Source organism: Glutamicibacter soli, assembly GCF_003309065.1.
GTDB classification, from domain to species: domain Bacteria; phylum Actinomycetota; class Actinomycetes; order Actinomycetales; family Micrococcaceae; genus Glutamicibacter; species Glutamicibacter soli.
The window spans coordinates 554,985-579,398 of sequence record NZ_POAF01000002.1 but is presented as its reverse complement, the minus strand read 5'-3'; the positions used below and the strand labels follow the sequence as shown (position 1 = coordinate 579,398).

General features: G+C 65.8%; 20 protein-coding genes. 13 read left to right on the top strand and 7 right to left on the bottom strand.

All coding sequences use genetic code 11. From position 1 onward, the window contains the following. Positions 1–16: 16 nt before the first annotated feature. Positions 17–331: a hypothetical protein gene (locus C1H84_RS06210; RefSeq protein WP_113606868.1), complete on the bottom strand. Its 315-nt coding sequence runs from the start codon at positions 329–331 to the stop codon at positions 17–19. A gap of 176 nt (positions 332–507) precedes the next feature. On the opposite strand from C1H84_RS06210, the gene C1H84_RS06205 reads away from it, so the two are divergent. Continuing rightward, the gene (locus tag C1H84_RS06205) at positions 508–1,227 is read left to right on the top strand and encodes a M50 family metallopeptidase (protein WP_052772247.1); all 720 of its coding nucleotides are present in this window, start codon (positions 508–510) and stop codon (positions 1,225–1,227) included. Here the strand turns inward: C1H84_RS06205 and C1H84_RS06200 are convergent. Continuing rightward, a complete protein-coding gene (locus C1H84_RS06200; protein ID WP_181728054.1) occupies positions 1,210–2,385 on the bottom strand; it encodes a YihY/virulence factor BrkB family protein in 1,176 nt (391 codons plus the stop codon). The two genes, C1H84_RS06205 and C1H84_RS06200, sit on opposite strands and share 18 nt — an antisense overlap. Positions 2,386–2,979: 594 nt before the next feature. Between C1H84_RS06200 and C1H84_RS06195 the strand changes: the two genes are divergently transcribed. Both C1H84_RS06195 and C1H84_RS06190 read left to right on the top strand, forming a co-directional pair. Further along, positions 2,980–3,732, top strand: a complete 753-nt coding sequence (locus C1H84_RS06195) for a transglycosylase family protein (protein WP_113606866.1) — start codon at positions 2,980–2,982, stop codon at positions 3,730–3,732. Positions 3,733–3,873: 141 nt separating this feature from the next. Further along, the gene (locus C1H84_RS06190; RefSeq protein WP_113606865.1) at positions 3,874–5,247 is read left to right on the top strand and encodes a CoA transferase; all 1,374 of its coding nucleotides are present in this window, start codon (positions 3,874–3,876) and stop codon (positions 5,245–5,247) included. On the opposite strand, the gene C1H84_RS06185 is transcribed toward C1H84_RS06190, so the two are convergent. Beyond that, a complete protein-coding gene (locus C1H84_RS06185) occupies positions 5,244–6,083 on the bottom strand; it encodes a PaaX family transcriptional regulator (RefSeq protein WP_052772250.1) in 840 nt (279 codons plus the stop codon). The genes C1H84_RS06190 and C1H84_RS06185 overlap by 4 nt on opposite strands. Then, entirely contained in the window at positions 6,073–6,936 is an 864-nt protein-coding gene (gene kynA / locus C1H84_RS06180) for a tryptophan 2,3-dioxygenase (protein WP_053797411.1), read from the bottom strand. Before kynA ends, C1H84_RS06185 begins: the two co-directional genes overlap by 11 nt. Before the next feature lie 155 nt (positions 6,937–7,091). On the opposite strand from kynA, the gene C1H84_RS06175 reads away from it, so the two are divergent. The 4 genes from C1H84_RS06175 to C1H84_RS06160 all read left to right on the top strand — a co-directional run bounded on the left by C1H84_RS06175 (position 7,092) and on the right by C1H84_RS06160 (position 10,993). Continuing rightward, positions 7,092–7,778 carry a CE1759 family FMN reductase gene (locus C1H84_RS06175; RefSeq protein ID WP_113606920.1) on the top strand — a complete coding sequence of 229 codons (687 nt, stop codon included), beginning with the start codon at positions 7,092–7,094 and terminating at the stop codon, positions 7,776–7,778. A 240-nt stretch (positions 7,779–8,018) separates the two neighbouring features. Further along, entirely contained in the window at positions 8,019–8,804 is a 786-nt protein-coding gene (hpaH, locus tag C1H84_RS06170) for a 2-oxo-hept-4-ene-1,7-dioate hydratase (RefSeq protein WP_113606863.1), read from the top strand. Next, positions 8,789–9,598, top strand: a complete 810-nt coding sequence (locus C1H84_RS06165; protein WP_113606862.1) for an HpcH/HpaI aldolase family protein — start codon at positions 8,789–8,791, stop codon at positions 9,596–9,598. The genes hpaH and C1H84_RS06165 overlap by 16 nt, the downstream gene beginning before the upstream one ends. 84 nt (positions 9,599–9,682) lie before the next feature. After that, positions 9,683–10,993, top strand: a complete 1,311-nt coding sequence (locus tag C1H84_RS06160; RefSeq protein ID WP_244910824.1) for a cell division protein PerM — start codon at positions 9,683–9,685, stop codon at positions 10,991–10,993. Between the two features lie 18 nt (positions 10,994–11,011). Here C1H84_RS06160 and C1H84_RS06155 read toward each other — a convergent pair whose 3' ends face one another. Further along, positions 11,012–11,533, bottom strand: a complete 522-nt coding sequence (locus tag C1H84_RS06155) for a DinB family protein (RefSeq protein WP_113606861.1) — start codon at positions 11,531–11,533, stop codon at positions 11,012–11,014. Positions 11,534–11,680: 147 nt separating this feature from the next. Here C1H84_RS06155 and purN point away from each other — a divergent pair, with 147 nt between their 5' ends. Continuing rightward, on the top strand, positions 11,681–12,247 hold the full coding sequence (gene purN, locus C1H84_RS06150; protein WP_113606860.1) for a phosphoribosylglycinamide formyltransferase: 567 nt from the start codon (positions 11,681–11,683) through the stop codon (positions 12,245–12,247). A gap of 35 nt (positions 12,248–12,282) precedes the next feature. Next, positions 12,283–13,794, top strand: a complete 1,512-nt coding sequence (locus C1H84_RS06145) for an SDR family NAD(P)-dependent oxidoreductase (protein WP_047118334.1) — start codon at positions 12,283–12,285, stop codon at positions 13,792–13,794. 107 nt (positions 13,795–13,901) lie between these two features. Here C1H84_RS06145 and C1H84_RS06140 read toward each other — a convergent pair whose 3' ends face one another. After that, positions 13,902–16,910, bottom strand: a complete 3,009-nt coding sequence (locus C1H84_RS06140) for an alpha-mannosidase (protein WP_113606859.1) — start codon at positions 16,908–16,910, stop codon at positions 13,902–13,904. A gap of 451 nt (positions 16,911–17,361) precedes the next feature. Between C1H84_RS06140 and C1H84_RS06135 the strand changes: the two genes are divergently transcribed. Then, positions 17,362–17,937: a TetR/AcrR family transcriptional regulator gene (locus tag C1H84_RS06135; RefSeq protein ID WP_113606858.1), complete on the top strand. Its 576-nt coding sequence runs from the start codon at positions 17,362–17,364 to the stop codon at positions 17,935–17,937. Between the two features lie 9 nt (positions 17,938–17,946). Here the strand turns inward: C1H84_RS06135 and C1H84_RS06130 are convergent, their stop codons facing one another. Then, positions 17,947–19,284, bottom strand: a complete 1,338-nt coding sequence (locus tag C1H84_RS06130) for an MFS transporter (RefSeq protein WP_113606857.1) — start codon at positions 19,282–19,284, stop codon at positions 17,947–17,949. Between the two features lie 268 nt (positions 19,285–19,552). Between C1H84_RS06130 and C1H84_RS06125 the strand changes: the two genes are divergently transcribed. The 3 genes from C1H84_RS06125 (at position 19,553) to C1H84_RS06115 (ending at position 24,396) form a co-directional block, all read left to right on the top strand. Beyond that, on the top strand, positions 19,553–20,212 hold the full coding sequence (locus C1H84_RS06125) for a hypothetical protein (RefSeq protein ID WP_342352845.1): 660 nt from the start codon (positions 19,553–19,555) through the stop codon (positions 20,210–20,212). A 96-nt stretch (positions 20,213–20,308) separates the two neighbouring features. Continuing rightward, complete coding sequence (gene purH / locus C1H84_RS06120) at positions 20,309–21,979, top strand: bifunctional phosphoribosylaminoimidazolecarboxamide formyltransferase/IMP cyclohydrolase (RefSeq protein ID WP_113606855.1); 1,671 nt, start codon at positions 20,309–20,311, stop codon at positions 21,977–21,979. A 530-nt stretch (positions 21,980–22,509) separates the two neighbouring features. Continuing rightward, positions 22,510–24,396, top strand: a complete 1,887-nt coding sequence (locus C1H84_RS06115; RefSeq protein ID WP_244910822.1) for a BCCT family transporter — start codon at positions 22,510–22,512, stop codon at positions 24,394–24,396. The last annotated feature ends 18 nt before the right edge of the window (positions 24,397–24,414 follow it).

Sequence of the window (24,414 nt, the reverse complement as noted above, 5' to 3'; positions counted from 1 at the left end):
AGGATTATTGGGATTCCTACTGGTCAGCGGCTTTCTTCTTGCCGCCCAGGAGCAGCGAGAGCAGACCGACGCCTGCGGTGACGGTGTTGACTGCAGGCCATGCGCCCATCGACTTGGCCATCGGGTGGGACGCGCCGAAGCCTGAAACGTAGGCGGAGGCCAGGGTGACTGCCCGCGCGGTTCCGGCGTCCTTCTTCCAGATCATGAATGCACCCACGCCTGCCGCACCCAGAACCACTGCCGCCAGTGGACGCTTCTTGGTGGCACGACCGGTTGCGTAGCCGCCAGCCAGACCGGTGACTGCCAGTGCAGTTGATGCCAAACGTGACACGATGAACCTCCAGTGAGATATGTTGTTTTGCTTCATCCATCGTATGGCTGCCAGCTGTGACTATTCATAGAACTTATCCCTGCACGTGTCGTGCGGTTCGGTTCGCCGGCCCGGGCTTGGAAGAATGGAACCGAATATAGTCCAGGGCTCGCGCAGCCCGAGCGGAAGAGCGGCGAATGAACCTGAATATCGGCGAAGCATGGGCTCGTCTGGCCGAACCGGTTGCTGTCGACCTGCAGGCCTGGCAGTGGGCAGCCTTGGCCGTCGCCGTCGGGTTGCTGGTCCTGCCGCGCCGGATCTGGCGCATCACCGGGCTGTACTCAACACTCATCCACGAGATGGGGCACATTGTCTCAGCGATGCTCACCGGGCGATTCGTCATGGGCCTGCGTCTGGGATGGGACCATTCCGGCGAAGTGGTCAGCCGCGGCCGGGGAAAATTCTCGGTCATTTTCTCGGGCCTTTTCGGGTATCCGGCGCCGTTGTGGGTGTCGGCGGTGATGCTGTGGGCGATTTCCGAGGGTTATGCCGGCCGGGCGCTGGGCGTCTACGCGCTGTTCTTCCTGCTGGCCTTGTTCTTCGCCCGCAACTGGCCCGCGGTGGTGGTCTGCCTGGTCACCTCCGCGGTGGCCCTGGCCGTGGTGTTCTTCGCCCCGGCCGGCACCTATGTCTACCTGTCGCTGCTGATTGCCGGCTTTCTGCTGCTGGCCGGAGTCAAGGACTTCATCAAGGTCATCGGAGTGCACACCTGGCGGCGGCGCGATCTGGGGCAGTCCGATGCCTACCTGATAGCCCGCGCGACCGGTACCTTCGCCACCCTGTGGCTTGTGGTGATGCTGGCGCTTGGGACTGCGGCGTTGCTGTGGGCCGTGAGCAGCCTAGTCGGACTTTTCTGAGGCATGCTTGCCCACTGATTTCTTGGTCGCCCATCGGGTGACAGCCCAGGCCGCCGCGGCAACCAGGACGATCGGCGCGACCTTGGCCTTGCGTTTGGTTTTCCCTTCCGGGTCCACCGCCATGTCCTGCAGCGGATCGCCGCCGTGCTTGATGCGGATTTCCTGGGCCTGGACCAGGTCGCGGTAGTTGGACAGGGACTTCTTGGCCACCAGCGTTGAATCACGCAGCGGCAACTGGACCTCTTCGGCGGACGGCATTCCGGTGCGCAGCTGCCTGAGCCTGATGAATTCGATGTCGACCAAGGCTCCGAGGATCAAGGCGATATTGCTGACCCAGCAGGCGACGATCAACACGATGACGCCGCCGATGGCCCCGTAGGTTGCCGAATAGTTGGCGAAGTTGCTCAGGTAGATGCTGAAGCCTGCCATGGAGAGTCCCAGAATGAACATCGCAGTGACAGTGCCCGGCGAGAACCACTGGAAGCGCGGGCGCTTCACGTTCGGGGTGTAGTAATACAGCAGCGCAAGGACCAGCAGGAAAACCACCAGCAGTGCGGGAGGTTTGGCCAAGTTGAAGATCGTGACAAAGCTGTCGCCCAGGCCGAAGATGTTCCCCAGCGCCTGCGCGACGGATCCGGAGGCGACCAGCAGGACCATGGTAATGACCGCCAAGACCATGATCAGCAGGGTGATCAGGAACATCTGCGGGCGGCGCTTCCACTGGGGCCGGCCCTCGGTTGCGCCGTGCAGCCGGTTCATCGACCGGCCGAATGCGGCAACGTAGGCCGAGGTGCTCCACAACGCACCCAGCGAACCTGCCACGATCGCCAGCGTTGTCCCGGCCGCATGTTCAGCCAAGGTGTCGAGCAGCTGTTCGGCCGTGTCCAACAGCTGCTTCGAGTCGCCGGTCAGTGCTTCGCCGTTCGGGGCCAAGGCCATGTGCAGCACCTCCAGCATCCATTCGGTGCCGCTTTCGGTGGCGCCCGCGAGCGTCAACAGCGAAATGAGTGCGAGAAGTCCGGGGAACATGGCGAGCACCATGTAGAAGGACAGGGAGGCGCCGCCATCGAGTCCATCGTTTCTGAAGAACTCGCGCACTGCGCGCGGATAGCAGAGGTAAGCCTCCCGCAGCCTGTCCTTCGCGGACCTTTTCGTCATGGGCATGAGCTTCCTCTGTTGCCCGATGCCGGGCTCTTGGCGTTGCATCTTGGTTTCAGCCTACAGAAGATCGGATTCGCACGTTCCGCAACTGCGCCCTGCCTAGGGATAAATACGGGATTATGCAGTGTCGGGCACTCATTTCTCCGCTCGCGGCTCGGTATCGAAAAGATGCATGTGTAGTCGGGCACACCGGGTAGGGAACCTTTTGCCGCTTGGCTGGAATAGCTCAGACAAAATGAAGTGGTTCCATATCACAATTGGGGGCCAGGAATCCATTTCGAAAACATAACGCTCGGGGTGCTTCGGTGCGGGAATCAGGGCTTGACGAGAAGATTTCTTAAATTTTTTTTTCAACTCTGACCTGATGTTTTAGTCTCCCTGAGAATTCACTGAGTTGCCAAGGTGGCGGGGAGGTGCGCTATCGTCTTTCATAACGTTTCGATAACACTCGCGGTGTTATGGGGAAACAGGTACTGCCGGAACTTCCGAACCGCTCGTCAGGGCAGTGCTTAATCAACGTCGAAATGCGACGCTGAGCGGTGCACAAGGATGGTCTTGGAAGGCCTGAGTGCGGAAGAGCACTGGAGAATAATGATCCAGCAGAAGACTAAGAAGATTGTCCGTCGCGGTGGAGCCACCCTGGCCGCGTTCGCAGTTGCCGGCGGCGCCATGGTTGCCACAACCGCACCTGCCTCGGCAGCAAGCACCTGGGACAAGTTGGCCCAGTGCGAGTCCGGCGGAAACTGGTCCACCAACACCGGTAACGGCTACTCGGGCGGCCTGCAGTTCTCGCCGTCGACCTGGAAGGCCTACGGCGGCAAGGGTTCGGCCCATAACGCGTCGAAGGCCGAGCAGATCCGCGTGGCCACCAAGGTCCAGCAGGGCCAGGGCTGGGGCGCATGGCCAGCTTGCACCGCCAAGCTTGGCATCAGCGGCTCGCCTAAGGGCACCGCCACCAAGCAGGCAACCTCGACCGCCAAGAAGTCGAGCACCCAGACTTCGCAGAAGGCCAAGTCGTACAAGTCGTACTCGAACGACTACGAGCGCACTGCTTCGCGCAGCGCAGCTCCAACCCAGTCGGTCAAGTCGGTCAAGTCGACCAAGTCGGTTGCGCCGGCAACCTCGGGCAAGCGCGTCGCCGCAGCCCCTGCTCCGGTGAGCTTCAACATCGACGTCACCGATTCGGGCAAGAACTACACCGTGAAGTCCGGCGACACCCTGGCAAAGATTGCCAAGAAGCTGGACATCAAGGACTGGCGCGGACTGTTCGTCTTGAATGACGACCAGCTGAGCAACCCAGACCTGATCATGGTCGGACAGACCCTGAACGTTCCTACGAAGTAATTTCGCAGAACGATTCCCGAGTCCCACGATTGGCATTCAGCCGGTCGTGGGACTCGTCTTTTAAGGCGTCGGAAGCCTCGTGAAGCGCGTACTCGTTTTATACCTATATATAAAGGTATAAAAGCGGCGTATGGTGGCGTCATGAAAACCGATTTCACCCATCCGCAACCGGCCGTGCAATGGGACATTCTGGGTGCAGGATTCCAAGAATCCGCGTTGCTCGAACGGCCCGGCACGAGGGGCGGCGCCCCCGGCGGCTGGTGGGGCGGGGCGCTGGATGTGGAAGGGCTGGCGAGCCACAGCGTGGGACTCGTCGGCCAGGCGGTCGCCGAGCTGTCCGCCGGTCGATGCGAGCTGCGCAGTGGGCCGTCCCATCTGGCCGCGGGCTTCGAGTCCTTCCGGCACCTGAAGATCGCGGGGCGCACGGTGCAGGCTTTCGCGCCGCTGTCCGGATTCTTCCCGACCGCCCGGGGATGGATCCGGACCCATGCAAACTACCCGCACCATGAACGTGCGCTGTTGGATGCGATGAATGCCAGCGGCCCTGAGCAGCTGGCTACCGCGTTCGCGCAGTCCGAGGCCTTCGAAGCCCAAGAACGCATCGTGGCCGCCGGAGGCATCGCCGCCGCGGTACGCAGCCGCAAGCAATGGCTCGACGAACCGCAAGCGCAGCCGGCAGCGGCAGGACCCTGGGCGCAGTTCGAGTTGTCCGCAATGCCCGAGACCGGCGTGTGGCGGTTCCATCCGGAGTCCCGGCTGCCCCTGGAAGGACTGAAAATCCTGGACTTCACCCGGGTCATCGCCGGTCCCACGGCGTCCCGGACGCTGGCACTGCTGGGCGCGCAGGTGCTGCGCGTGGACGGACCCCGGATCCCGGAACTTCCCGACCAGCACATCGACACAGGATTCGCGAAGCGCAGCACGGTGCTGGACCTTGCCACGGTGCCGGGGCTGGCGGCAGTCCACGAGCTGCTGGCGCAGGCGGATGCGGTGATCCTGGGATACCGGCCCGGGGCCTTGGAAACGCTCGGACTGTCCGCCGAGAGCCTGCGGGAGCGCTACCCGCAACTAGTCATCGCCCAGCTGTGCGCTTGGGGCTTCGCAGGTCCGTGGGCATCCCGCCGCGGGTTCGACAGCATCGTGCAGGCTGCCACCGGCATCGCGGACGCGTACCGGACACCGGGCGGGAAACCCGGAGCTCTTCCGGTTCAGGGGCTGGATTACGCCGCCGGATACGGTATTGCGGCCGCGGTGATCGCCTTGCTTCGGGCCCGCACCGAGCGGCAGCGGACCGGGACCGTGCGGTTTTCGCTGGCCAGGACCGCGCAGGCCCTGTTCGACTTCGGCCGCCCCGCCGCCCCGGCAGTGGAGCTCGGAACCCCAGCGACCGCCCGCCGGGAGAGCGGCTACGGCATGCTCGACTACGCGCTGCCGCCCTTCGAGCTCAATGGCGCGCAGCTGGACTACCCGCAGGCGCCGACGCGCTACGGCACGGACCAGCCCGCGTGGGCCTAGCCTTTGAGGAGGGCCGTGGCGAAATGCCGCGCGCCGGGTCCATAGGCCCGGGACAGGGCGAGGAAACGTTCGCGGCTGGGCCGGCCGGGCCAGTTGCCAGGCAGCATGGCATCAGGCAGTCCGGGATCGAGGTAGGGCAGCGCCCGCCAGGCGTCGACCATGGCCACGTAGCCGCGGTAGGCGGCGGCCGGCGAGGCTGGCTGCGCGTCCAGCGCGGCGGTGCTCTCCAGGAAGGTTGAATGCATCGATTCCAGCCGGCCGAGGTCCCACCACTGCCGTGCGGCCTGCATGGCGCCCTCGGGGAAGTCCGGGGTCTGCGTGGTGAAGACGGTGGCGTAGGAGCGGACCTCCAGCGCGCCGAGGACCTGGAGCACTTCCTCGCGCAGGTAGCCGGGGAAGATCCACAGCCCGGCATTGACCAGGCCGCCGCCGAGCTGCAGGAAGTGCTTGCGCACCTGGTGCCGCAGGGGTCTCATGGTCTCCGGCAGCGAATAGGCCACCAGGCACCATAGTTCTTCGTCCGCCATTTGGCGTGGCGTGAAGATCCGGCGGTCGCCCCGGGCGAACATCGCGTGGGCCGCGGCGGTGACCTGCAGGCTGGAGGTCCCGGCGGCCTCCAGCACGCCGCGGTCCGCCAGCCGCGAAATCGCCGTCTGCGCGGTCGGGGCCGAGACCTCGGCGGCCGTGGCCAGCGCCAGGATCTTGGTGCGGGCTACCGGAGCGGCTTCATGGCGCAGGTACAGGCCCGCGATGGTGCGGATGATGGAGGCGGCGCTGCCGGTACGCGCCTCGAAATCATCCAGGGTGAAGGCGACGAGCTGTGTGCTAGCTGCCAATTTCGGTGCGCACCGCAAACAGCTCGGGGAAGAACGTCAGGTCCAGGGCGCGCTTGAGGAAGTCGACGCCCGATGAGCCACCGGTGCCGCGCTTGAAGCCGATGGTGCGCTGCACCACACGCAGGTGGCGGAAGCGCCAGGCCTGGAAGTTGTCCTCGACGTCCACCAGGTCCTCGCAGGCCTGGTAGAGGCTCCACAAGGTGTCCTCGGATTCGTAGATGTCCTTGTAGACCGGGATCAGCGATTCCTGGAAGGTCCACGGCTTGGTGACATCGCGTTCGAGCACCTCTGCCGGGATGTCGTAGCCGTGGCGGGCCAGCGCCGCGAGGAACACGTCGTAGAGGGTCGGCTCGTTCAGCAGGTTGCTGAGCAGCTCGTGCGCCTTGGGATCCGCTTCGTGGACCTTGAGCATTCCGGCGTGCTTGTTGCCGAGGATGAATTCCACCGCGCGGTACTGGAAGGACTGGAATCCCGAGGAGGATCCGAGGAAGCCGCGGAACTGCGCATACTCGCGCGGGGTGAGCGTCGCCAGCACTGACCACTGCTCGGTCAGCGTCTTCTGGATGTGCTTGACGCGGGCAAGGCACTTCAGTGCCTTGCCGATGTCGTCGGCGCCCAGCAGGCGGCGCGCCTCGACTAGCTCGTGGAGCATGAGCTTGAGCCACAACTCCGAGGTCTGGTGCTGGATGATGAACAGCATCTCGTCGTGGTGCTCCGGCACGCTGACCGGATGCTGCGCGGAGAGGATCCGCTCCAGGTCGAGGTAGCTGCCGTAGGACATCGTGTTGTGGAAGTCGGTGCGGACCCCCGACTCGATGTCACGCTGATTGGTTCCATGCTGGTCTTTGCTCATGGAGACAAGAGTATCAATATCGTTTCGCTCGTCACAATAATGAAATTCGCAGTTTTCGCGCACGGGCAGTCAGTCTTTTCGGGCCTCGGGAATAGATCTCCAACGTTGCGGGTTGTTACATGCATACGCATCTAAACCTCGGGAAAGGCGTGAACGTGAGCAAGTCCGTTGTGGTGATCAGTGGTGGCCTGGGAAGCCCGTCGAGTTCCTCGCTGCTGGGACGCCAGCTGGGCGAATCCATCGCCGGGCAGCTGGCGCTCGCCGGCGTGCAGGCCGACGTGGCCAACATCGAGTTGCGCGAGCACGCCAGCGACATCACCAACAACATGCTCACCGGATTCGCCGCGCCAACCCTGCAACGGATCATCGACGCGGTGGTCGGCGCCGACGTGCTGGTGGCCGTGACGCCGGTCTTCACCGCCTCGGTATCCGGCCTGTTCAAGTCCTTCCTGGACATCCTGGATCCCAAGTCGCTCAGCGGCAAGCCGGTAGTGCTCGCCGCCACCGCGGGCACCCAGCGCCATCAGCTGGCCATCGACTACGCCATGCGGCCGATCTTCGCCTACCTGCGCGCGCAGGTCATGCCCACCACGGTCTTCGCCGCCTCGGAGGACTTCGGCGGCCAGGGCATCTCAGGCACCCTGTCCGACCGCGCGCAGCGCGTGGCCCGCGAGGTGGCCATGGCCCTGGCGGCCTCCGACGGGGAGCTGAAGCCCGACGCCGAGCTGGGTGACACCCGGTCCATCGCCCCGTCGGTCAGCGAAACCGCCGACCCCAACGACGAGATGACCTCCCTGCCCTTCGAAGCGCTGCTGGCCAACGTCCGCTCCGGGGCCAGCTAGGCAAGCCCCGAAACCCGCGAATCCCGCGGGGCGCCGAGCTCCAAGCCCGGTGCCCCGCGGGATTTTCCATGCCTGCCGGCATCTCGACCGGATTCGTCGAGGGCAGGGAGAAAATGTTAGTACGATGTGCCATGCCTGCTGAACACCGATAACATCAAGGATTGTGGGCCGAGCAGCGACGCGACGGCGTTCGGCGGTGCCCGCGCAGCTTTGTACTACCAGTGAAAGGTGTAGCAGTCGATGCTATCCGAGGAAACAATCACGGCAATCGCCGATGAACTGGTCCAAGCAGGAGTCACGCGTACCCCGGTGCCCCGCCTGACTGCCCGCTACCCGGAAATGACCGTCGAGGACTCCTATCGGGTGCAGAACCTCTGGCGCCAGCGCTCCGAGGCCAACGGCCGTGTGCTGGCAGGCCGCAAGATCGGCCTGACCTCCCGCGCCATGCAGATGGCCACCGGCATCACCGAGCCGGACTACGGCATCATCTTCGACGACATGGTCCTGGACTCCGGGTGCACCGTGAAGTGGGACCAGTACACCCACCCGCGCATCGAAATGGAACTGGCGTTCAAGCTCAAGAAGGACATCAAGGGCCCGAACGCGAACATCTTCGACGTGCTGGAAGCCACCGAATACGTCATCCCCGCCCTGGAGATCCTCGATTCGCGCATCGAGATGGAAGGCCGCACCATCGTGGACACCATCTCCGACAACGCGGCGATGGGCGCCATGGTCATCGGCGGCAATCCGGTGCGTCCGGAAGTTGTGGACCTGCGCTGGGTCTCAGGCATCCTGTTCAAGAACCAGACCGTGGAGGAAACCGGCGTCGCCGCCGGCGTGCTGAACCATCCGGCCGCCGGCGTGTACTGGCTGGCCAACAAGATCGCCGCCCACGGCGATAAGCTCAACGCCGGCGAGATCATCCTCGCCGGATCCTTCACCCGTCCGATGTGGGTCTACGAAAACGACACCGTTTTCGCCGACTACGGACCGCTGGGAACCGTGACATGCCATTTCGAGTAGAACCCGATGCCTCGCTGAAGGACGCGCTCAAGGACGCCGACCACGCCCTGTCGGGGGTGTGGGTCTGCTCGGGCTCCCCGCTGGTCGCAGAGATCTGCGCCGGCGCCGGCTTCGACTGGCTGTTCATCGACGGCGAGCACTCGCCCAACGACCTGGGCAGCATCCTGGCCCAGCTGCAGGCGGTGCGCGGCTACCCGGTGGTGCCCGTGGTGCGCCCGCCGGTGAACGACCCGGTGGTCATCAAGCAGTACCTGGATCTGGGGGTGCAGTCGCTGATCATCCCGATGGTCAATGACGCGCAGCAGGCGGCCAACGCTGTCGCGGCCTGCAACTATCCGCCGGCCGGCGTGCGCGGGGTCGGCTCGGCGCTGGCCCGCTCGGCCCGCTGGAACCGCATCCCCGACTACCTGAACCGGGCCGGGGAGACCATCACCGTCATGGTGCAGATCGAATCCGCCGAAGCGGTGGAGAACGTCGAGGCGATCGTGGCCACCGCGGGCCTGGACGGCATCTTCATCGGGCCTTCGGACCTCGCGGCCTCCATGGGAGTGATCGGCCAGCAGAACCACCCCGAGGTGGTCGCCGGCGTGATGAAGTCCATTGCCGCGGCCCGCGCCGCCGGCAGGTACGTGGGCGTGAACGCCTTCGATGCGGCCACCGCGCGCAAGTACATCGAAGCCGGGGCCCAGTACGTGGGCGTCGGCGCGGATGTGGCGCTGCTGGCCCGCTCCACCGAGGCGCTGGCCGCCAGCTACCGGGCCGAGGCCTCGGGCGCAACGCCTGACAGCTACTGACCCAGGCGATCTGCCTTACCCAAGGTGCCATCATTGCGCGTCGATCATGATCGGTCGGCGCCGATGGTGGCACCATGGAAGATGATGAGCCGCGAAAAGAAACCCATGAAGGCAGTGATGTTGCGCCTGCGCAACGGCTGGCCGATGCCCCTTGCCCTGCAGGGAGTCTTCGAGATGCTGCAATCGGTCGTGTTCGCCCTGGCGCTGATTGCCCTGCCGCTGGTCGCTGTCTACTTCAGCGGCGGCTTCCTGGAGGACTCCTTCGAAGTGATCCTGCAGTTCGCCGGGTTCGTCTGGCTGCTCATCCACGGTGTGCCCATCGAGGTCTTCAACTTGGGGCCCGAGACGGATCCGAGCTCGGTCACCGGCTGGCTGACGCTGATGCCGCTGGGGCTGAGCCTGCTGCCCTTCCTCTTCTGCCTGCGCGCCGGGCGCCGCATCGCCCGCGCCTCCTACACCGACCAGCTCTGGCAGGGCCTGCTCGGTGCCATCCTGGCCTACGGGGCCATCGGCACCGGCGTCGGCTTCCTGGTCGCGAACGACTACGGCCGGGTCAATATTCTGGCCGCCACCTTCATCCCGCTGATCATCGCCTCGCTGGGCCTGATCATCGGCGCCCGCCGCGAGGCCGGCTCCTGGGGCCGGCTGTTCGGCATGGACACCGCCGCCTACCTGCATAGCGTCTCTCCGCACCGCCGCTGGGCCGGCTCCTACGTATGGCATGTGATCGTCTCCGGCTTCATGGGCTACGTGGCCGCCGTGGGCATCTCCGGCATCCTGCTGACCATCACCCTGGGGCTGCACTGGACCGAGGTCGCCAACGTCTACCAGGAACTGCGCCCCGGGCCCATCGGGTCCGCCGCACTGACCCTGCTGCAGCTGGCACTGATCCCCAACGCGGTGTTCTGGGTGCTCTCCTGGATCAGCGGCGGCGGGTTCAGCCTGGGTGCGGGCAGCACGCTGTCCACGCTGGAAACCACCGTCGGCCCGCTGCCCTCGATCCCGGTGCTGGCGGCGCTGCCTTCCGGCGAGCCGGCCAACCAGTGGCTCTACCTGCTGATCCCGGTGCTGGCAGGCATCCTGGCCGGCTGGTACTTCCTGCGTGTGGGGGAGAATCACCTGGAAGACTGGTTCGCCCGCCGCATCCCGTTCAACGCGCTGGCGCTGGGCGCCTCCACCGCCTGCCTGGCCGTGTTCACCGGTATCGTGGCCGGCCTGATGTCGCTGGCCGGTTCGTGGCTGTCCTCCGGCTCGCTGGCCATCGGCCGGCTGACCGAGATCGGCCCGCACGCCTGGGTGACCGCCGGGGCGCTGGCCCTGCAGATCGGCCTGGGCACCGCCATCGGCTACCTGATCGCCCCGCTGTTCGAAACCGACCCGGTGCTCGAAGGCTAGCGCCGGCGGCGCATCGGTTCAGGCGTCCAGATCCCAGAGGTGGTGCACCACGTCATGCCAGGCATACTGGTTCAGTGTTTCCACCGTAAACGCGGCGCCATTTGAGCGTATGCCCCTGCGGGAATATTTCTCCGGACTGATGCTTTCAAGCTTGGCGGCATAGGCCTCGGCCGCCGCGCGCAGCTTCTGCGACGCCTGTTCCGGGCTCAGCGTGTTGTAGTGGCCCTGCTCGGCGGCAACATCCTGGTCCCAGTTCGGAAAGCCCGGGTCGGCCTGCTCCAGCATCAAATCGAGGCGCCCGAGCATGACTTCCAGCATCTCGGCCACGTGCACCACGTACTCCTGGTCGCTCCAGCGGGCGGGGTTGCGGCGGGTCGCGGCCCCCGGACGCTCCAGCACCGACTGGTAGCGCTTGACCACCTGCGGCACCTGTGCCACGGTTTCCTGCACCGACAGGGTGCGCACGTCGACACCGCACTCGGGGCACACTTCATGCAGGACGAAGGTCCAGTCCTTGTCATCCGGGACGATCTGGCTCATGGTCCACTCCTTGGTTGCTCGGCCGGAAATTCAGTCTAGGCCTGGGCCGGGCCCATGGACAGGGGGCCGGTTCGATGTGACGAAGTTCGAAGGCCGCAGCAGGCACCGGGTCGGTGCAGGCTTGCCGCCAACCGTAGAATGGAAGCTATGCGTATTGTGGTTTTGGTGTCCGGCACCGGTTCGAATCTCCAGGCAGTCATCGACGCGGTCGCCAGCGGCGAACTGGCAGATGTGCAGATCGCGGCGGTGGGCGCCGACAAGCACGGCACCTACGGGGTTCAGCGTTCGGCGGCCGCCGGCATCGAGACCTTCGTGGTGAACTTCAAGGACTTCGCGGACCGCGGCGAGTGGAACCACGCGCTGACCGAAAAGTGCCTGTCCTACGCCCCGGACTACGTGGTGTCCTCCGGTTTCATGCGCATCGTGGGCGAGGAATTCATCAACGCCTTCGACGGCACCTACATCAACACCCACCCGGCCCTGCTGCCGTCCTTCCCCGGCGCCCACGGCGTGCGTGATGCCATGGCCTACGGCGTGAAGGTGACCGGCTGCACCGTGCACATCGCGGACGCCGGCGTGGACACCGGCCCGATCCTGCGCCAGGAAGCCGTGGCCATTCTGGACACCGACACCGAAGAGACCCTGCACGAGCGCATCAAGGTGGTCGAACGCCGCCTGCTCATCGCCACCCTGGCGGACCTGGCCGCCAAGTAGCCGCCGCCCGCCGGCCGCACCCTAACGAGACTGAGATGACCGAACACACTTCCCCGGCCGCGGCCGGCGACCCCGAACTTTTCACCGCCGAGGAACTGGCCACCGCGCTGAAGGTGCTCTCCGTGGTGCACCAGCTGGACTCCGAGGACGAACGGCATATCGCCGTGCGCCGCGCGACCAGCAACATGTTCAAGGCCGCCAAGCGCTACCGCAAGTCCCAGAAGCGCGCCGAGATCAGCGCCGCGGACCGCGCGCTGATCGAGCGCACCGCCACCGGCTCCCCGCAGCGGCTGGACGACGAGACCCTGGGCCTGGATCTGAGCACTCCGACCCTGGAACAGAGCGCCGGGGAATTCCGCAAGCCGCGCGGCTGCTACATCTGCAAGCAGCGCTACACCACGGTGGACGCCTTCCACCACTACCTGTGCCCCGACTGCGCCGCCGCAGGCCGCGAACGCCGCGACGCCCGCGCGGACCTGACCGGCAAGCGCGCGCTGCTCACCGGGGGACGGGCCAAGATCGGCATGCACATCGCCCTGCGCCTGCTGCGCGACGGCGCCCACACCACCATCACCACCCGCTTCCCCAAGGACGCGGCCCGGCGCTTCGCGGCGCTGGAGGACAGCGCGGACTGGCTGCACCGGCTGCGCATCGTGGGCATCGACCTGCGCGACCCCGCCCAGGTGATCTCGCTGGCCGACCGCGTCGCGGCCGAGGGCCCGCTGGACATCCTGATCAACAACGCCGCCCAGACCGTGCGCCGCACGGCGAACTCCTACCAGCACCTGATCGAATCAGAGCAGCAGCCGCTGGCCGGGGAACTGGCCTTCGGGCAGGGCGGCCCGGAGCTGTGGGGAGAAGCGAACCCGCCGGCCGAGCACCCCCGCGCCCTGGCCAGCGCCTTCCGCCTGGAGGACTCGGCGCTGCTGGCCCCGAGCACGCTGGGCAGCTACGATGCGCAGCAGCTCGCGGACCTGGCGATGACCGCCGGCTCCGCCTCGCTGGAGCGCATCGCCGCGGGCACCGCCATCGACGCCGGCGGTCTGGTGCCTGACGTGGTCACCGAGAATTCCTGGACGCAGATCCTGGGCGACGTGGATGCGCTGGAGATGCTGGAAGTGCAGCTGTGCAACGTCACCGCGCCGTTCCTGCTGGCCTCCCGGCTGCGCCCGGCGCTGGCCGCCTCCGAGGCGCGCCGCAAGTACATCGTGAACGTCTCCGCCATGGAGGGGCAGTTCTCCCGCCGCTACAAGGGCGCCGGGCACCCTCACACCAACATGGCCAAGGCCTCGCTGAACATGCTCACGCGCACCAGCGCCGAGGAAATGCTCAAAACCGACCGGATCCTGATGTCCGCGGTGGACACCGGGTGGATCACCGACGAGCGTCCGCACGATTCGAAGGTGCGGATGGTCGCCGAGGGCTGGCACGCCCCGCTGGACCTGATCGACGGCGCCGCCCGCGTCTACCAGCCCATCGTTGACGGCGAGCGCGGCATCGACCTCTACGGCTGCTTCCTCAAGGACTACGAACCGTCCCCGTGGTGACGGACGGTCAACCAGCAAAACCCTTGATGGCGGGGCGGTTCGCAAAGAACTGCCCCGCCATCACGGGTTAATGGGACCTAGCTGCTGGGTCAGGCGCGGCTGGTGGATCAGGCCAGGGTAAAGCGCAGCGTGCGCACCTCGAAGGCTCCGAGCTTGAGCTGAACAGAATTTTCGTTCACTTCCACCGGCTCCAGCGGATCCTCCAGCAGGCTCGCCGTGGCGGCCGATGCCACCGGGCGGTTGAGGCTCAGCGCGCCGGAGGCGCGGCGTCCCAGCGATTCATACACCCGCACCACCAGGTCCCCGGAGCGGTCGGCGGCCAGCTTCACGCTGGAGACCACCAGGCCGTCGCCGGAGAGCGCCACCAGCGGCTCGACCTCGCGGGCGCCGGAGCGCACGGTTTGCGCGCTGTTCAGCAGCGCGCCGGCTTCGGTGGCGCTGGCGATGTCCGCGCCGATGACCAGCCCGTAGCGGTGGGTCTGCAGCCCCTGGTCCGTCTGCGGATCCGGGAAGCGCGGGGCGCGCAGCAGCGAGAGCCGCACGGTGGTGGTGACCCGGGCGTCCTCGGCGTCGCGGGTGACGTCGAACCCGTAGATCGAGTCGTTGACCAGCGCGGCGCCGAAACCGGGTTCCTGGGCCAGCACGAAGCGGTGCATCGAGGTTTCGAACTTCGCCGCCTCCCAGCTGGTGTTCACGTGGGTGGGGCGCTGGTGGTAGCCGAACTGCGTTTCAGCGATCGTCTGCTCGGCGCGGATATCCAGCGGGAAGGCGACCTTGAGGAACTTCTCCGCCTCGTGCCAGTCGGTGCTCTGGGAGATCTGCACGGTGCGCTCCCCGGGAGCCAGCGACAGTTCCTGGACCACCGTGGAGTTGGAAAAGCTGCGGGTCACCGTCACGGTGGCAGTGCCCCCGGTTTCGGAGAGCTGCAGGCTGTCCGCCGAACGCAGGTCGGTGACCTGGTTGCGGTAGTACTTGTCCACGTCCCAGGCATCCCACATGTTCGGGAAGTCCTGGTGCAGCTGCAGCAGGTTGGCTTCCTTGCCCTCGGCAATGGTTTCGCGGCCGGTGGCCAGGTCCACGGCGGAGGTGATCAGGCCTTCGGAGTTGATGACCACGCGCACCAGCTCGTTGCCCAGCACGTATCCGCCGTCCAGGGCTTCGGCCCGCACCGGCTGCGCCGTGGCGGGCTCCAGCTCGCGGGCCGCGCCGAAAGACACCCCGTGGCGGGTGTAGGCCGCGGCATTGAACTCCAATTGCAGGCCGCCGGATCCGGCCAGCACCTGCTGGGCGCGGGCGATCAAGGCCCGGGCCTGGGTGATGGCCTCGGCGTAGCGGGCCACCACCTCGCGGTGCACCCAGGCGATGGAGGTGCCTGGCAGGATGTCGTGGAACTGGTGCAGCAGCACCGTCTCCCACAGCTCGTCGAGCTGCTCGTAGGGGTAGGGCTCGCCGGTGTACACCGCAGCGGTGGCGGCCCACAGCTCGGCCTCGACCAGCAGCTGCTCGGTGCGGCGGTTGCCCTGCTTGGTCTGGTGCTGGCTGGTCAGGGTGGCGCGGTGCAGCTCCAGGTAGAGCTCGCCCACCCACACCGGCGGGTTGGGCAGCTCGGCCTTGGCGCGGTCGAAGAAGTCGTTGGGATGCTCCCAGGCCACCGTGGCGCTGCCTTCCAGGTTGGCCAGGCGCTTGGCCTTGCCGGTCATCTCCCGGGTGGTGCCGCCGCCGCCGTCGCCCCAGCCCACCGGGGCGATCGAATTGTTCGTGACCCGCGCTTCGCGGAACTGGCGGGCGGCCTTGGCCACTTCCTCGCCCGAGAGCTGGGAGTTGTAGGTGTCCATGGACGGGAAGTGGCTGAACATGCGCGAGCCGTCGATGCCCTCCCAGTCGAAGGTGTGGTGCGGGAACTTGTTCTGCTGGTTCCAGGAGATCTTCTGGGTGAAGAACCACTCGAAGCCGGCGCGGCGCATCAGCTGCGGCAGGGCGGGGGAGTAGCCGAAGGAGTCAGGCAGCCAGACGCCCTTGGAAGTGATGCCGAATTCCTCGCGGAAGAAGTTCTGGCCGTAGAGGAACTGGCGCACCAGGGATTCGCCCGAGGGCATCACGGTGTCGGATTCCACCCACATGCCGCCCAGCGGCAGGAAGCGGCCCTCGGCCACCTGGCGCTTGACCCGGTCCCAGACCTCGGGGCGGTGGGTCTTCAGCCACTTGTACTGCTGGGCGCTGGACATGCCGTAGAGGAATTCCTCCTCGGTCTCCAGCAGCTCCACCATGGAGGAGCAGGTGCGCGAGACCTTGCGGATGGTTTCGCGCAGCGGCCACAGCCAGGCCGAATCGATGTGCGAGTGCCCGATGGCGGAGATCCGGTGGGCGCTGTGCTCGGCCGGGGCGGCGAGCACAGCCGCCAGCTTGTCGCGGGCGTCCTGCGCGGTCTGCGGGACGCGCTGCAGGTCCAGCACGTCCAGGGCATTGTCCATGGCTTGAAGGATCTGGAAGCGGCGCGGGCCGTCGGGCAGCTGCTCCTGCAGGTCGAAGAGCACCTCCAAGTCCAGGGCCAAATCGTGCACCACCGGTTCGAAGACCGCCAAATCCAGGCGGCGCAGCGTGTAGAGCCGGCGCGAGGAGGAAGTGAGGATGTCGCCCTGCTCGGTGGGCAGGAAGGGATGGTAGTCCAGCAGCACCGGGTTGGAGGCCGCTTCCATGTACAGGTCCACCACTTCGCCGCCCTCGGCGGCCGCGGCGACCGGCACCCATTGGTTGCGCGGGTTCAGTGCCTTGATGGTGATGCCGTCCGGGCGGTAGATCAGCCCTTCGCACTGGAAGCCGGTCATGTTGATATCGAAGCCCAGGTCAATGACCGCCTCGACGCGGCGCCCGGCCCAGGAGGCGGGAACCTGGCCCTGGAGGTGGAACCAGGTGGTGCCCCAAGCCGCGCCCCACGGGGTGCCGACCGAGGCCGGGGTGTACTCCAGCGCCAGGCCCTCGGCCGGCGTCACCGGTTCACCGGGCAGTTCGTGCCACGACACCTGCAGCGGAATGCTTTCCGAGTAGATGGCCGGACGAATTCGTTCGTCTAGTACGCGCTTGACTCGTCCGATGGTCAGCGAAGTGTCGTCGTGCATGAAGACCTTTCAAGGGTGGGACCTGCTTCGGTACAGCTCACTGGCCACACTACCGAAAAAACCGGGGCGCGAGCTGGTGCAACTCCCCCTGGCCGCGGGCGCAAGCTGGCAGTTCCCTGCGCGCGGGAAGCGCGCCCCGCGGTCTCCCGCAGGATCGGGCCGTACCAGCTTCGCGGCCTTCGCATGGTGTTGGCCGGAATCCTATCGACCGCGCGTGAAGCCTTCTGAGTTCGACAAATCGAGATGGGGCAGGCGAAAACAGGCGTCTTTTCAGCGCAGATCCGGATGAAGCCCAGCAGATGCCCAAGTTCTGGAACTACACTGAATGCCTCCCAGAATGGAATGATCGCTTCCACTTCGTCAGATCTCCCATCAACGACTACCGTTAGAACGTTGCGGGGCAGGAAAGTTGCCCCGGGCACCCTGGAAACTGTGAAAGGTGGGGAAACGCATGCGCTCAGATGCACTACGACGACGTAAGCAAATTCTCCGCACGGCTCGTGAACTCTTTGCAACCCATGGCGCCAATGTGGCCATGGAATCAATCGCCGAAGCCAGCGACGTCGGTATCGGCACGCTGTACCGGAACTTCGCCGCACGCCCCGAACTTGTTGAGGAAGTCACCCTGGACATGCTCCAGGACGTCCGGCAGGCCGCCGAGCGCGCCGCCGCCGGCCTGGCCCGGGGCGAGAACCAGGCTTGGCAGGAATTCCTGGACGCCCTGGTGGGACTGAACCTGGGTGCGCTCAGCGAATCGCTGAGCCTGCAGCTCCCGCAGACCATCGGCGAGCGGATCATGCAGCCTCAGCGGGACACCGCGCGGGTGGTCAGCCAGGCCCTGGAACTGGCCAAAGCGGCCGACCTGGTCCGCCAGGACCTCACCGGCAACGAGCTGATCACCGGCATCGGACTGGCCACTAGGCCGCTGCCGCGCGCCTTCGCCAAGGCCGCTCCCGGGATCGGCAACCGGCTGACCCGCATCATGCTCGACGGCATGCTGCCCAATCCGGCCATCGGAAATCCCTAGCCGAGGCGTTCAGCCCAGCTCCCGCCCGCGGGTTTCCGGAGCGAACTTCGCCATGAACAGCACTGCGAGCAGCACCAGCGCGGTGGCGCCGGCGAACAGCCAGGACAGGCCGACAACCGGCCAGAGCGCGGCGAACAGCAGCGGACCGAAACCTGCGGCGAAACGGGACATGGTCGAAGCCCAGCCGAAGCCGCTGGCCCGCAGTTCGGTGGGATACAGCTCGGAGACATAGGCGTAGAGCACCGGGATCGCCACCTGGACCACCACGCCGAAGACCAGGATCCAGCCCACGGCGGTGGCCGGGACATCAAGGCTCTGCGCCACCACAACCAGCACCAGGCCCGAGAGCGGGCCGAAGATGCCCAGCAGCCACTTGCGCCCGATCTTCTCCACCAGCAGCGCGGCGATGACCACGCCGATCAGGCCCATCAGCGCCATCACCGCGGTGGCGAAGAAGGACGCTGACTGCGCCATGCCCGCCTCGGTCAGGATGGTCGGAAGCCAGGTCAGAGCCAGGTAGTAGACCAGCAGGATGGTCACGAAGAGCAGCCAGCTGGTGGCCGTCAGCTTCCACGAATGGCGCCACAGCGAGGCAGCCTGCTCCCACCAGCGCGGGGCCTTGGGAAGCTCGGCCTGCTCGATCACGTACTCGCGCGGCGCAGCTCCGGTGCGCGCCACCAGCTGGTCGATCACCGCGCGTGCCTCGGATTCACGGCCCTTGGCCGCCAGATACAGCGGGGATTCCGGGATGGAGCGGCGCACCACGTACACCATGAAGGCCGGCAGGATCATCACCACGAGGATCAGCCGCCAGTTGTTGGAGGTCGCCATGACCCAGCCGGAGACGAAGAACGACAGGGCGGCGCCGACCGGCCACCAGCCGTCCATGGCGGTCAGCACGCGGCCGCGGTACCTGGCCGGGGTGAATTCGCCGACCAGCGCGTAGTCCACCGGGATGCAGCCGCCCAGGCCCACGCCGGCCAGGAAGCGGAAGGCCACGAAGAAGCCGAAGTTCGGCGACAGGGCGCCGAGCACGGTGAATAGGGCGAACATCAGCAGCGTCAGGCTGAAGGCGTTCTTGCGCCCGTAGCGGTCGGCGATGCCTCCCCAGAGGAACGCGCCGATGGCCATGCCCACCAGGTTCGAGGTTCCCAGCAGCGCCGCGGTCGGCCGGTCCAGCCCCCATTCCTGGGCGACCAGCGGGATCAGCGCGCCGTTGAGCGTCACGTCCCAGGCGTCGAACATGAAGCCGAGCCCGCCGATGATGAAGATGGTTCCCTGGACCTTCCACTTGAACGGAAGCTCCTGCACCACATGGGTGCCGGAGGGGAGGGTGGCTGTGGACACGGTGGTGTACCTTTCGCACGGTGCAGATGATGTGGCTTCTACCGCGTCGAAGCTTAGCCGATATCCGCGCGCGGCGGGTACCCGCCTTACGTCTGATTGCCTAAGCCGTCAAGGCCTTTTGCAAGTTCGGGTAAGGGAGTAATCTCTGGACATGGGAGTAGATTGGACCGCTCTCGAAGAGGCGATACGGGTTGCAGCCCTTCGACACGCGGCTGAAGTAATTGAGGCACACCCGGAGCAGACCTTTTATGCGATTGCCCTGCACGGGGTGAGCACCGAAGAGAGCGAAGCCATTGCGATGCCGTTGCTGGCCCTGAACTCGGTTCAGGCCCTGGCGCGCGACCGGGCCGCCGAATCCCGGGAACAACTGGTCGAACGCGGCGAAGACGTGGATGAGCCGGATGACTACGAGGATCGCCCCGACGCTGACGAGCACAACACCCTGGAACCCGAGCCGCCGGTTGCCGACGAGGATTCACTGGTGATTTCGGACTCGGAGCACGATGAGGACTCCGAGGACGAGGAAGACGCGGACGACGGCGAGGACCTGGATACGGTGCTCGCGGTCATCGAAGCGGACCTGGACGAAGACGACGCGGAGAGCTTCTACTCGGACAAGTGGGAGCCCAGCGACTGGCACTGGTCCTCCATCGACCTGTGCGAGGAACCTGCGGCCGGCATCTGGTCCCAGGCCCTGACCGACCAGGCATCCCGCGAGGGATGGGAACCGACCATCAAACGCTATTACCACTGCCTGGTGGCGGTGGCCCACTCGCTGCGCGACGAGTTGAACGCACGGACCTCGGTGGATCTGGTGTCCTACGTCGCCGACGAGGACCATGCGGAGAAGCTGCTGCGCCTTTGCCTGACCGATCAGCAGCTGGCTACGCATTTTCCGCAGCTGGGTGATCTGGTCCAGGGGCACTGACACGAACTGAGGGGCAACCGGCAGATTTCGCTAGAATAGGGGCGGCGGCCTTTCGCCGCCCGCCCCATTCATTCTCACCGCCGGGAGAAAATTTTCGTGAGTAAGACCGTCTTGGACAAAGTCGCTATCCGCCGCGCATTGATTTCCGTCTACGACAAGACCGGCTTGGAGGAACTGGCCGCTGGACTGCACAACGCAGGCGTCCAGCTGATTTCCACCGGTTCCACCGCCAAGAAGATCGCCGCCGCAGGCATCCCAGTGACCGAGGTCGAGCAGGTGACCGGTTCGCCGGAAATGCTCGACGGCCGCGTCAAGACCCTGCACCCCATCATCCACGGCGGCATCCTGGCTGACCGCCGCGTGCCCGAGCACATGGACACCCTGGCCGAGCGCAACATCGGACAGATCGACCTGGTGGTCGTGAACCTGTACCCGTTCGTGCAGACCCTCGCCTCCGGCGCCGCGCAGGACGAGGTTGTCGAGCAGATCGACATCGGAGGCCCGGCCATGGTCCGCTCCGCCGCGAAGAACCACGCCGCCGTGTCCATCGTGGTCGACCCGAGCTTCTACCCGCAGGTCATCGAGGCAGCCGCGGCCGGCGGCTTCGAGCTCAAGACCCGCCAGCGCCTGGCCGCCAAGGCCTACGCGCACACCGCCGCCTATGACACCGCGGTCGCCACCTGGACCGCCAGCCAGTTCCTCGACGAGGACGGCGACGGCGTCATCGACTGGCCTGCCTACTCCGGCGTCGCCCTGCAGCGCGCCGCAGTGCTGCGCTACGGCGAGAACCCGCACCAGCAGGCCGCCCTGTACGTGGACGAGGCGGCCCCTGCCGGCATCGCCCAGGCGGACCAGCTGCACGGCAAGCCGATGAGCTACAACAACTACGTGGACGCCGACGCTGCGCTGCGCGCGGCCTTCGACTTCGACAAGCCTGCCGTGGCAGTCATCAAGCACGCCAACCCGTGCGGCGTAGCGGTGGCCTCCGAGGACGCAGCAGACCCGATTGCCGACGCGCACCGCAAGGCGCACGCCACCGACCCGGTGTCGGCCTTCGGCGGCGTCATCGCGGCCAACCGCACCGTCACCAAGTCCATGGCAGAAACCGTGAAGGGCATCTTCACCGAGGTCGTCATCGCACCCGACTTCGAGCCGGAAGCCGTTGAGATCCTCTCGGCCAAGAAGAACATCCGCCTGCTCGCCCTGCCGGACGGCTACGGCCGCAACAGCAACGAGCTGCGCCAGGTCTCCGGCGGCATGCTGGTCCAGGCCGGCGACAAGATCGACGCCGCCGGCGATGATCCAGCCAACTGGACCCTGGCCGCCGGCGACGCCGCCGACGACGCCACCCTGGCGGACCTGGCCTTCGCCTGGCGCGCGGTGCGCGCCGCGAAGTCCAACGCCATCCTGCTGGCCAAGGACGGCGCCGCTGTGGGCATCGGCATGGGCCAGGTCAACCGCCTGGACTCCTGCAAGCTGGCAGTGGAGCGCGCCAACACCCTGGGTGTGAAGGTCGAATCCGGTGCGGATGCAGCCGGTGGTGCGGAGAACGCCGATACCGCGGCCTCCGAGCAGCGCGCCGTGGGCGCAGTCGCCGCCTCGGATGCGTTCTTCCCGTTCGCCGACGGCCTGCAGATCCTGATCGACGCCGGCGTCAAGGCAGTTGTCCAGCCGGGCGGCTCGGTCCGCGATGAGGAAGTCATCGCCGCCGCGAACGAAGCAGGCATCACCATGTACTTCACCGGTGCACGCCACTTCTTCCACTAGGAACCAATCGCGCCGTTCCGGGCCGTGCCGCCAACGCTTTGCGCGCTGGCTGCACGGCCCGCGGTGCTTAACCGAGCACTGCAGCTGGGGGAGCGCCGCCCGCAGCTGCAGTACAGTCATTGGTTCGGAAATGATGTTCGGCAGCGAGCGGTGCCGGAGCTTGGGTCAAAGCCGTGGAAGTGTTCGCGGGAAAAACGCGAAAGAGTACGGTGAAGCCGCATAGCCGGAACCCCGGAGTCGGGTCCGGGGCAGCCGAAACACTGTCTGCCCCGCCAGCAAAAAGCATCTTTTTTCTGCGGTTGGCGAATCCCCATTTCAGCCCGTGATCACGGGGCAGGATCGCTGCCCGAGATGCCTGAATCCAGCCGGGAGAGGTCCAAAAAGCCCGGGATTTCAAGGTTTTCATAGTAAACTTGTACGCTATGGAATCTCACACGCCACGTCCGCACCCGTCAGGTACGGGATCGAAAGCGACCGAAAAGGGAAGTGAAAAAGACCCAAAACAACACCGGGAACGCAAGGGTGAACGCGTGCTCAAAGCCCTGCGCCATGCCAAGGAACCGTCCTTCGGCATCCATCCGGGATTGATCCCCGGCATCAGCGTTGAAGACACCGGAGCCACGTTCCCGACCCGCCGCGGAGTATTCATTTCCGCGTTGGTTGCCGTCCTCGCGGTACTGCTCTGGGCCATCATTGCCCCGACGAATTTGAACGAAGTCGGCGTGGGCATGCAGATCTGGGTCGTCACCCACTTCGGCTGGCTGTTCAACGTCATCGTCCTGGGCATCGTGCTGTTCATGCTGGTAGTCGGCTACGGGCCCACCGGCAAGATCCGCCTCGGAGCGGATGACAGCACTCCCGAATTTTCCACCACGTCGTGGATCTCCATGCTGTTCGCCGCGGGCCTGGGCATCGGCTTGATCTTCTACGGCCCGCTGGAACCGCTGAGCCACTTCAAGACTCCGCCGCCATCCACCGATGCGCAGGCAGGCACCAACGACGCGGTGCTCCCGGCGATGACCGACTCCTTCCTCCACCAGGCGACCTTCGCCTGGTGCATCTACGCCTTGGTCGGCGGCGCGCTGGCGTACGTCTCCTACCGTCGTGGGCGCCTGCCGCTGATCTCCTCCCTGTTCGAACCGGTGTTCCCAAACGGCAACAACCGCGTGCTGGGCAAGATCATCGACGTTTTCGCCGTGCTGGTGACCTTGTTCGGCACCGCGACCTCGCTGGGCATCGGCGCACTGCAGATCCGCACCGGTACGAGCATCGTCACCGGAGCGGAACTGGGCAACGGGTTCGTGGTCGTCGCGATCAGCCTGCTGACCGTCGTCTTCACCATTTCGGCGGTGGCCGGCATCAAGAAGGGCATCCGTCTGCTGTCCAACACGAACATGGCGCTGGTCATTTTCATGGCGATCTTCGTGCTGGTCACCGGACCGACCATGTACATCCTGGACCTGCTTCCGGCCTCGGTCATCGCCTTCTTCGACAACCTGCCGCAGATGCTCACGGTCTTCGCCAGCGAGGGCACCGTCGAGAAGGAATACCTGACCGCCTACACCACCTTGTACTGGGCGTGGTGGATTTCCTGGTCGCCGTTCGTGGGCATGTTCATCGCCAAGATTTCCAAGGGCCGGTCGCTGCGCCAGTTCGTCACCGTGGTCATGCTTGTTCCTTCGGCGATCTCCATGATGTGGTTCACCGTCTTCGGCGGGTCCGCGATCTGGATGAACCTCAACGGCCAGGACATCGAGATCCAGGGTTCGGGCGAAAACGTCATGTTCGACTTGTTGTCCAACCTGCCGATGAGCCCGGTGATGTGGATTGTCGCCCTGCTGGCGATCCTGGTGTTCTTCGTGACCGCCGCGGACTCCGCGTCGAACGTCATGGGATCCATGTCGCAGTCCGGACGTCCGGTGCCGTCCAAGCCGGTCACCATCGTCTGGGCCGTGGCTTTGGGCCTGATCTCCATGTTCCTGCTGCTGGCCGGCGGGCGCAATGCGCTCTCCGGGCTGCAGTCGATCATGGTCACCTGCGCGTTGCCGTTCGCGATCATCCTGATCGGCGTGATGATTTCCTGGGGCATTGAACTGCGCAACGACCCGCTGATGATCCGCCGCCGCTATGCGGTGGAAGCCATCAAGGGCGGCGTCCGCCAGGGCATCGACGAGCACGGCGACGACTTCGTCTTCGGGATCTCGCAGGTTCCGGAGGAACTCGGCGCAGGTGCCGACTTCGACAGCGAGGATCCGGCGCTGACCGAGTGGTACACCGACAATGCGCCAGAATTCACCGGCGAGCAGCCGCAGGTCGAGGCCGGTGGCCCGAAGCCTGCTGAGCTGACAGGGAAGGACGTGCAACCGAGCCTCGAAAAGGCCGAGGACGACGACGCCCCGGAAACGGTCAAGAGCTGACCTGATCCAAAAGTTGTT

Excerpts from the sequence above, each read along its gene's own strand:
- C1H84_RS06205 (WP_052772247.1), top strand. The coding sequence starts at position 508 with ATGAACCTGAATATCGGCGAAGCATGGGCTCGTCTGGCCGAACCGGTT.
- C1H84_RS06200 (WP_181728054.1), bottom strand. The coding sequence starts at position 2,385 with ATGACGAAAAGGTCCGCGAAGGACAGGCTGCGGGAGGCTTACCTCTGC.
- C1H84_RS06195 (WP_113606866.1), top strand. The coding sequence starts at position 2,980 with ATGATCCAGCAGAAGACTAAGAAGATTGTCCGTCGCGGTGGAGCCACC.
- C1H84_RS06190 (WP_113606865.1), top strand. The coding sequence starts at position 3,874 with ATGAAAACCGATTTCACCCATCCGCAACCGGCCGTGCAATGGGACATT.
- kynA (WP_053797411.1), bottom strand. The coding sequence starts at position 6,936 with ATGAGCAAAGACCAGCATGGAACCAATCAGCGTGACATCGAGTCGGGG.
- hpaH (WP_113606863.1), top strand. The coding sequence starts at position 8,019 with ATGCTATCCGAGGAAACAATCACGGCAATCGCCGATGAACTGGTCCAA.
- C1H84_RS06165 (WP_113606862.1), top strand. The coding sequence starts at position 8,789 with ATGCCATTTCGAGTAGAACCCGATGCCTCGCTGAAGGACGCGCTCAAG.
- C1H84_RS06160 (WP_244910824.1), top strand. The coding sequence starts at position 9,683 with ATGAGCCGCGAAAAGAAACCCATGAAGGCAGTGATGTTGCGCCTGCGC.
- C1H84_RS06155 (WP_113606861.1), bottom strand. The coding sequence starts at position 11,533 with ATGAGCCAGATCGTCCCGGATGACAAGGACTGGACCTTCGTCCTGCAT.
- purN (WP_113606860.1), top strand. The coding sequence starts at position 11,681 with ATGCGTATTGTGGTTTTGGTGTCCGGCACCGGTTCGAATCTCCAGGCA.
- C1H84_RS06145 (WP_047118334.1), top strand. The coding sequence starts at position 12,283 with ATGACCGAACACACTTCCCCGGCCGCGGCCGGCGACCCCGAACTTTTC.
- C1H84_RS06140 (WP_113606859.1), bottom strand. The coding sequence starts at position 16,910 with ATGCACGACGACACTTCGCTGACCATCGGACGAGTCAAGCGCGTACTA.
- C1H84_RS06135 (WP_113606858.1), top strand. The coding sequence starts at position 17,362 with ATGCGCTCAGATGCACTACGACGACGTAAGCAAATTCTCCGCACGGCT.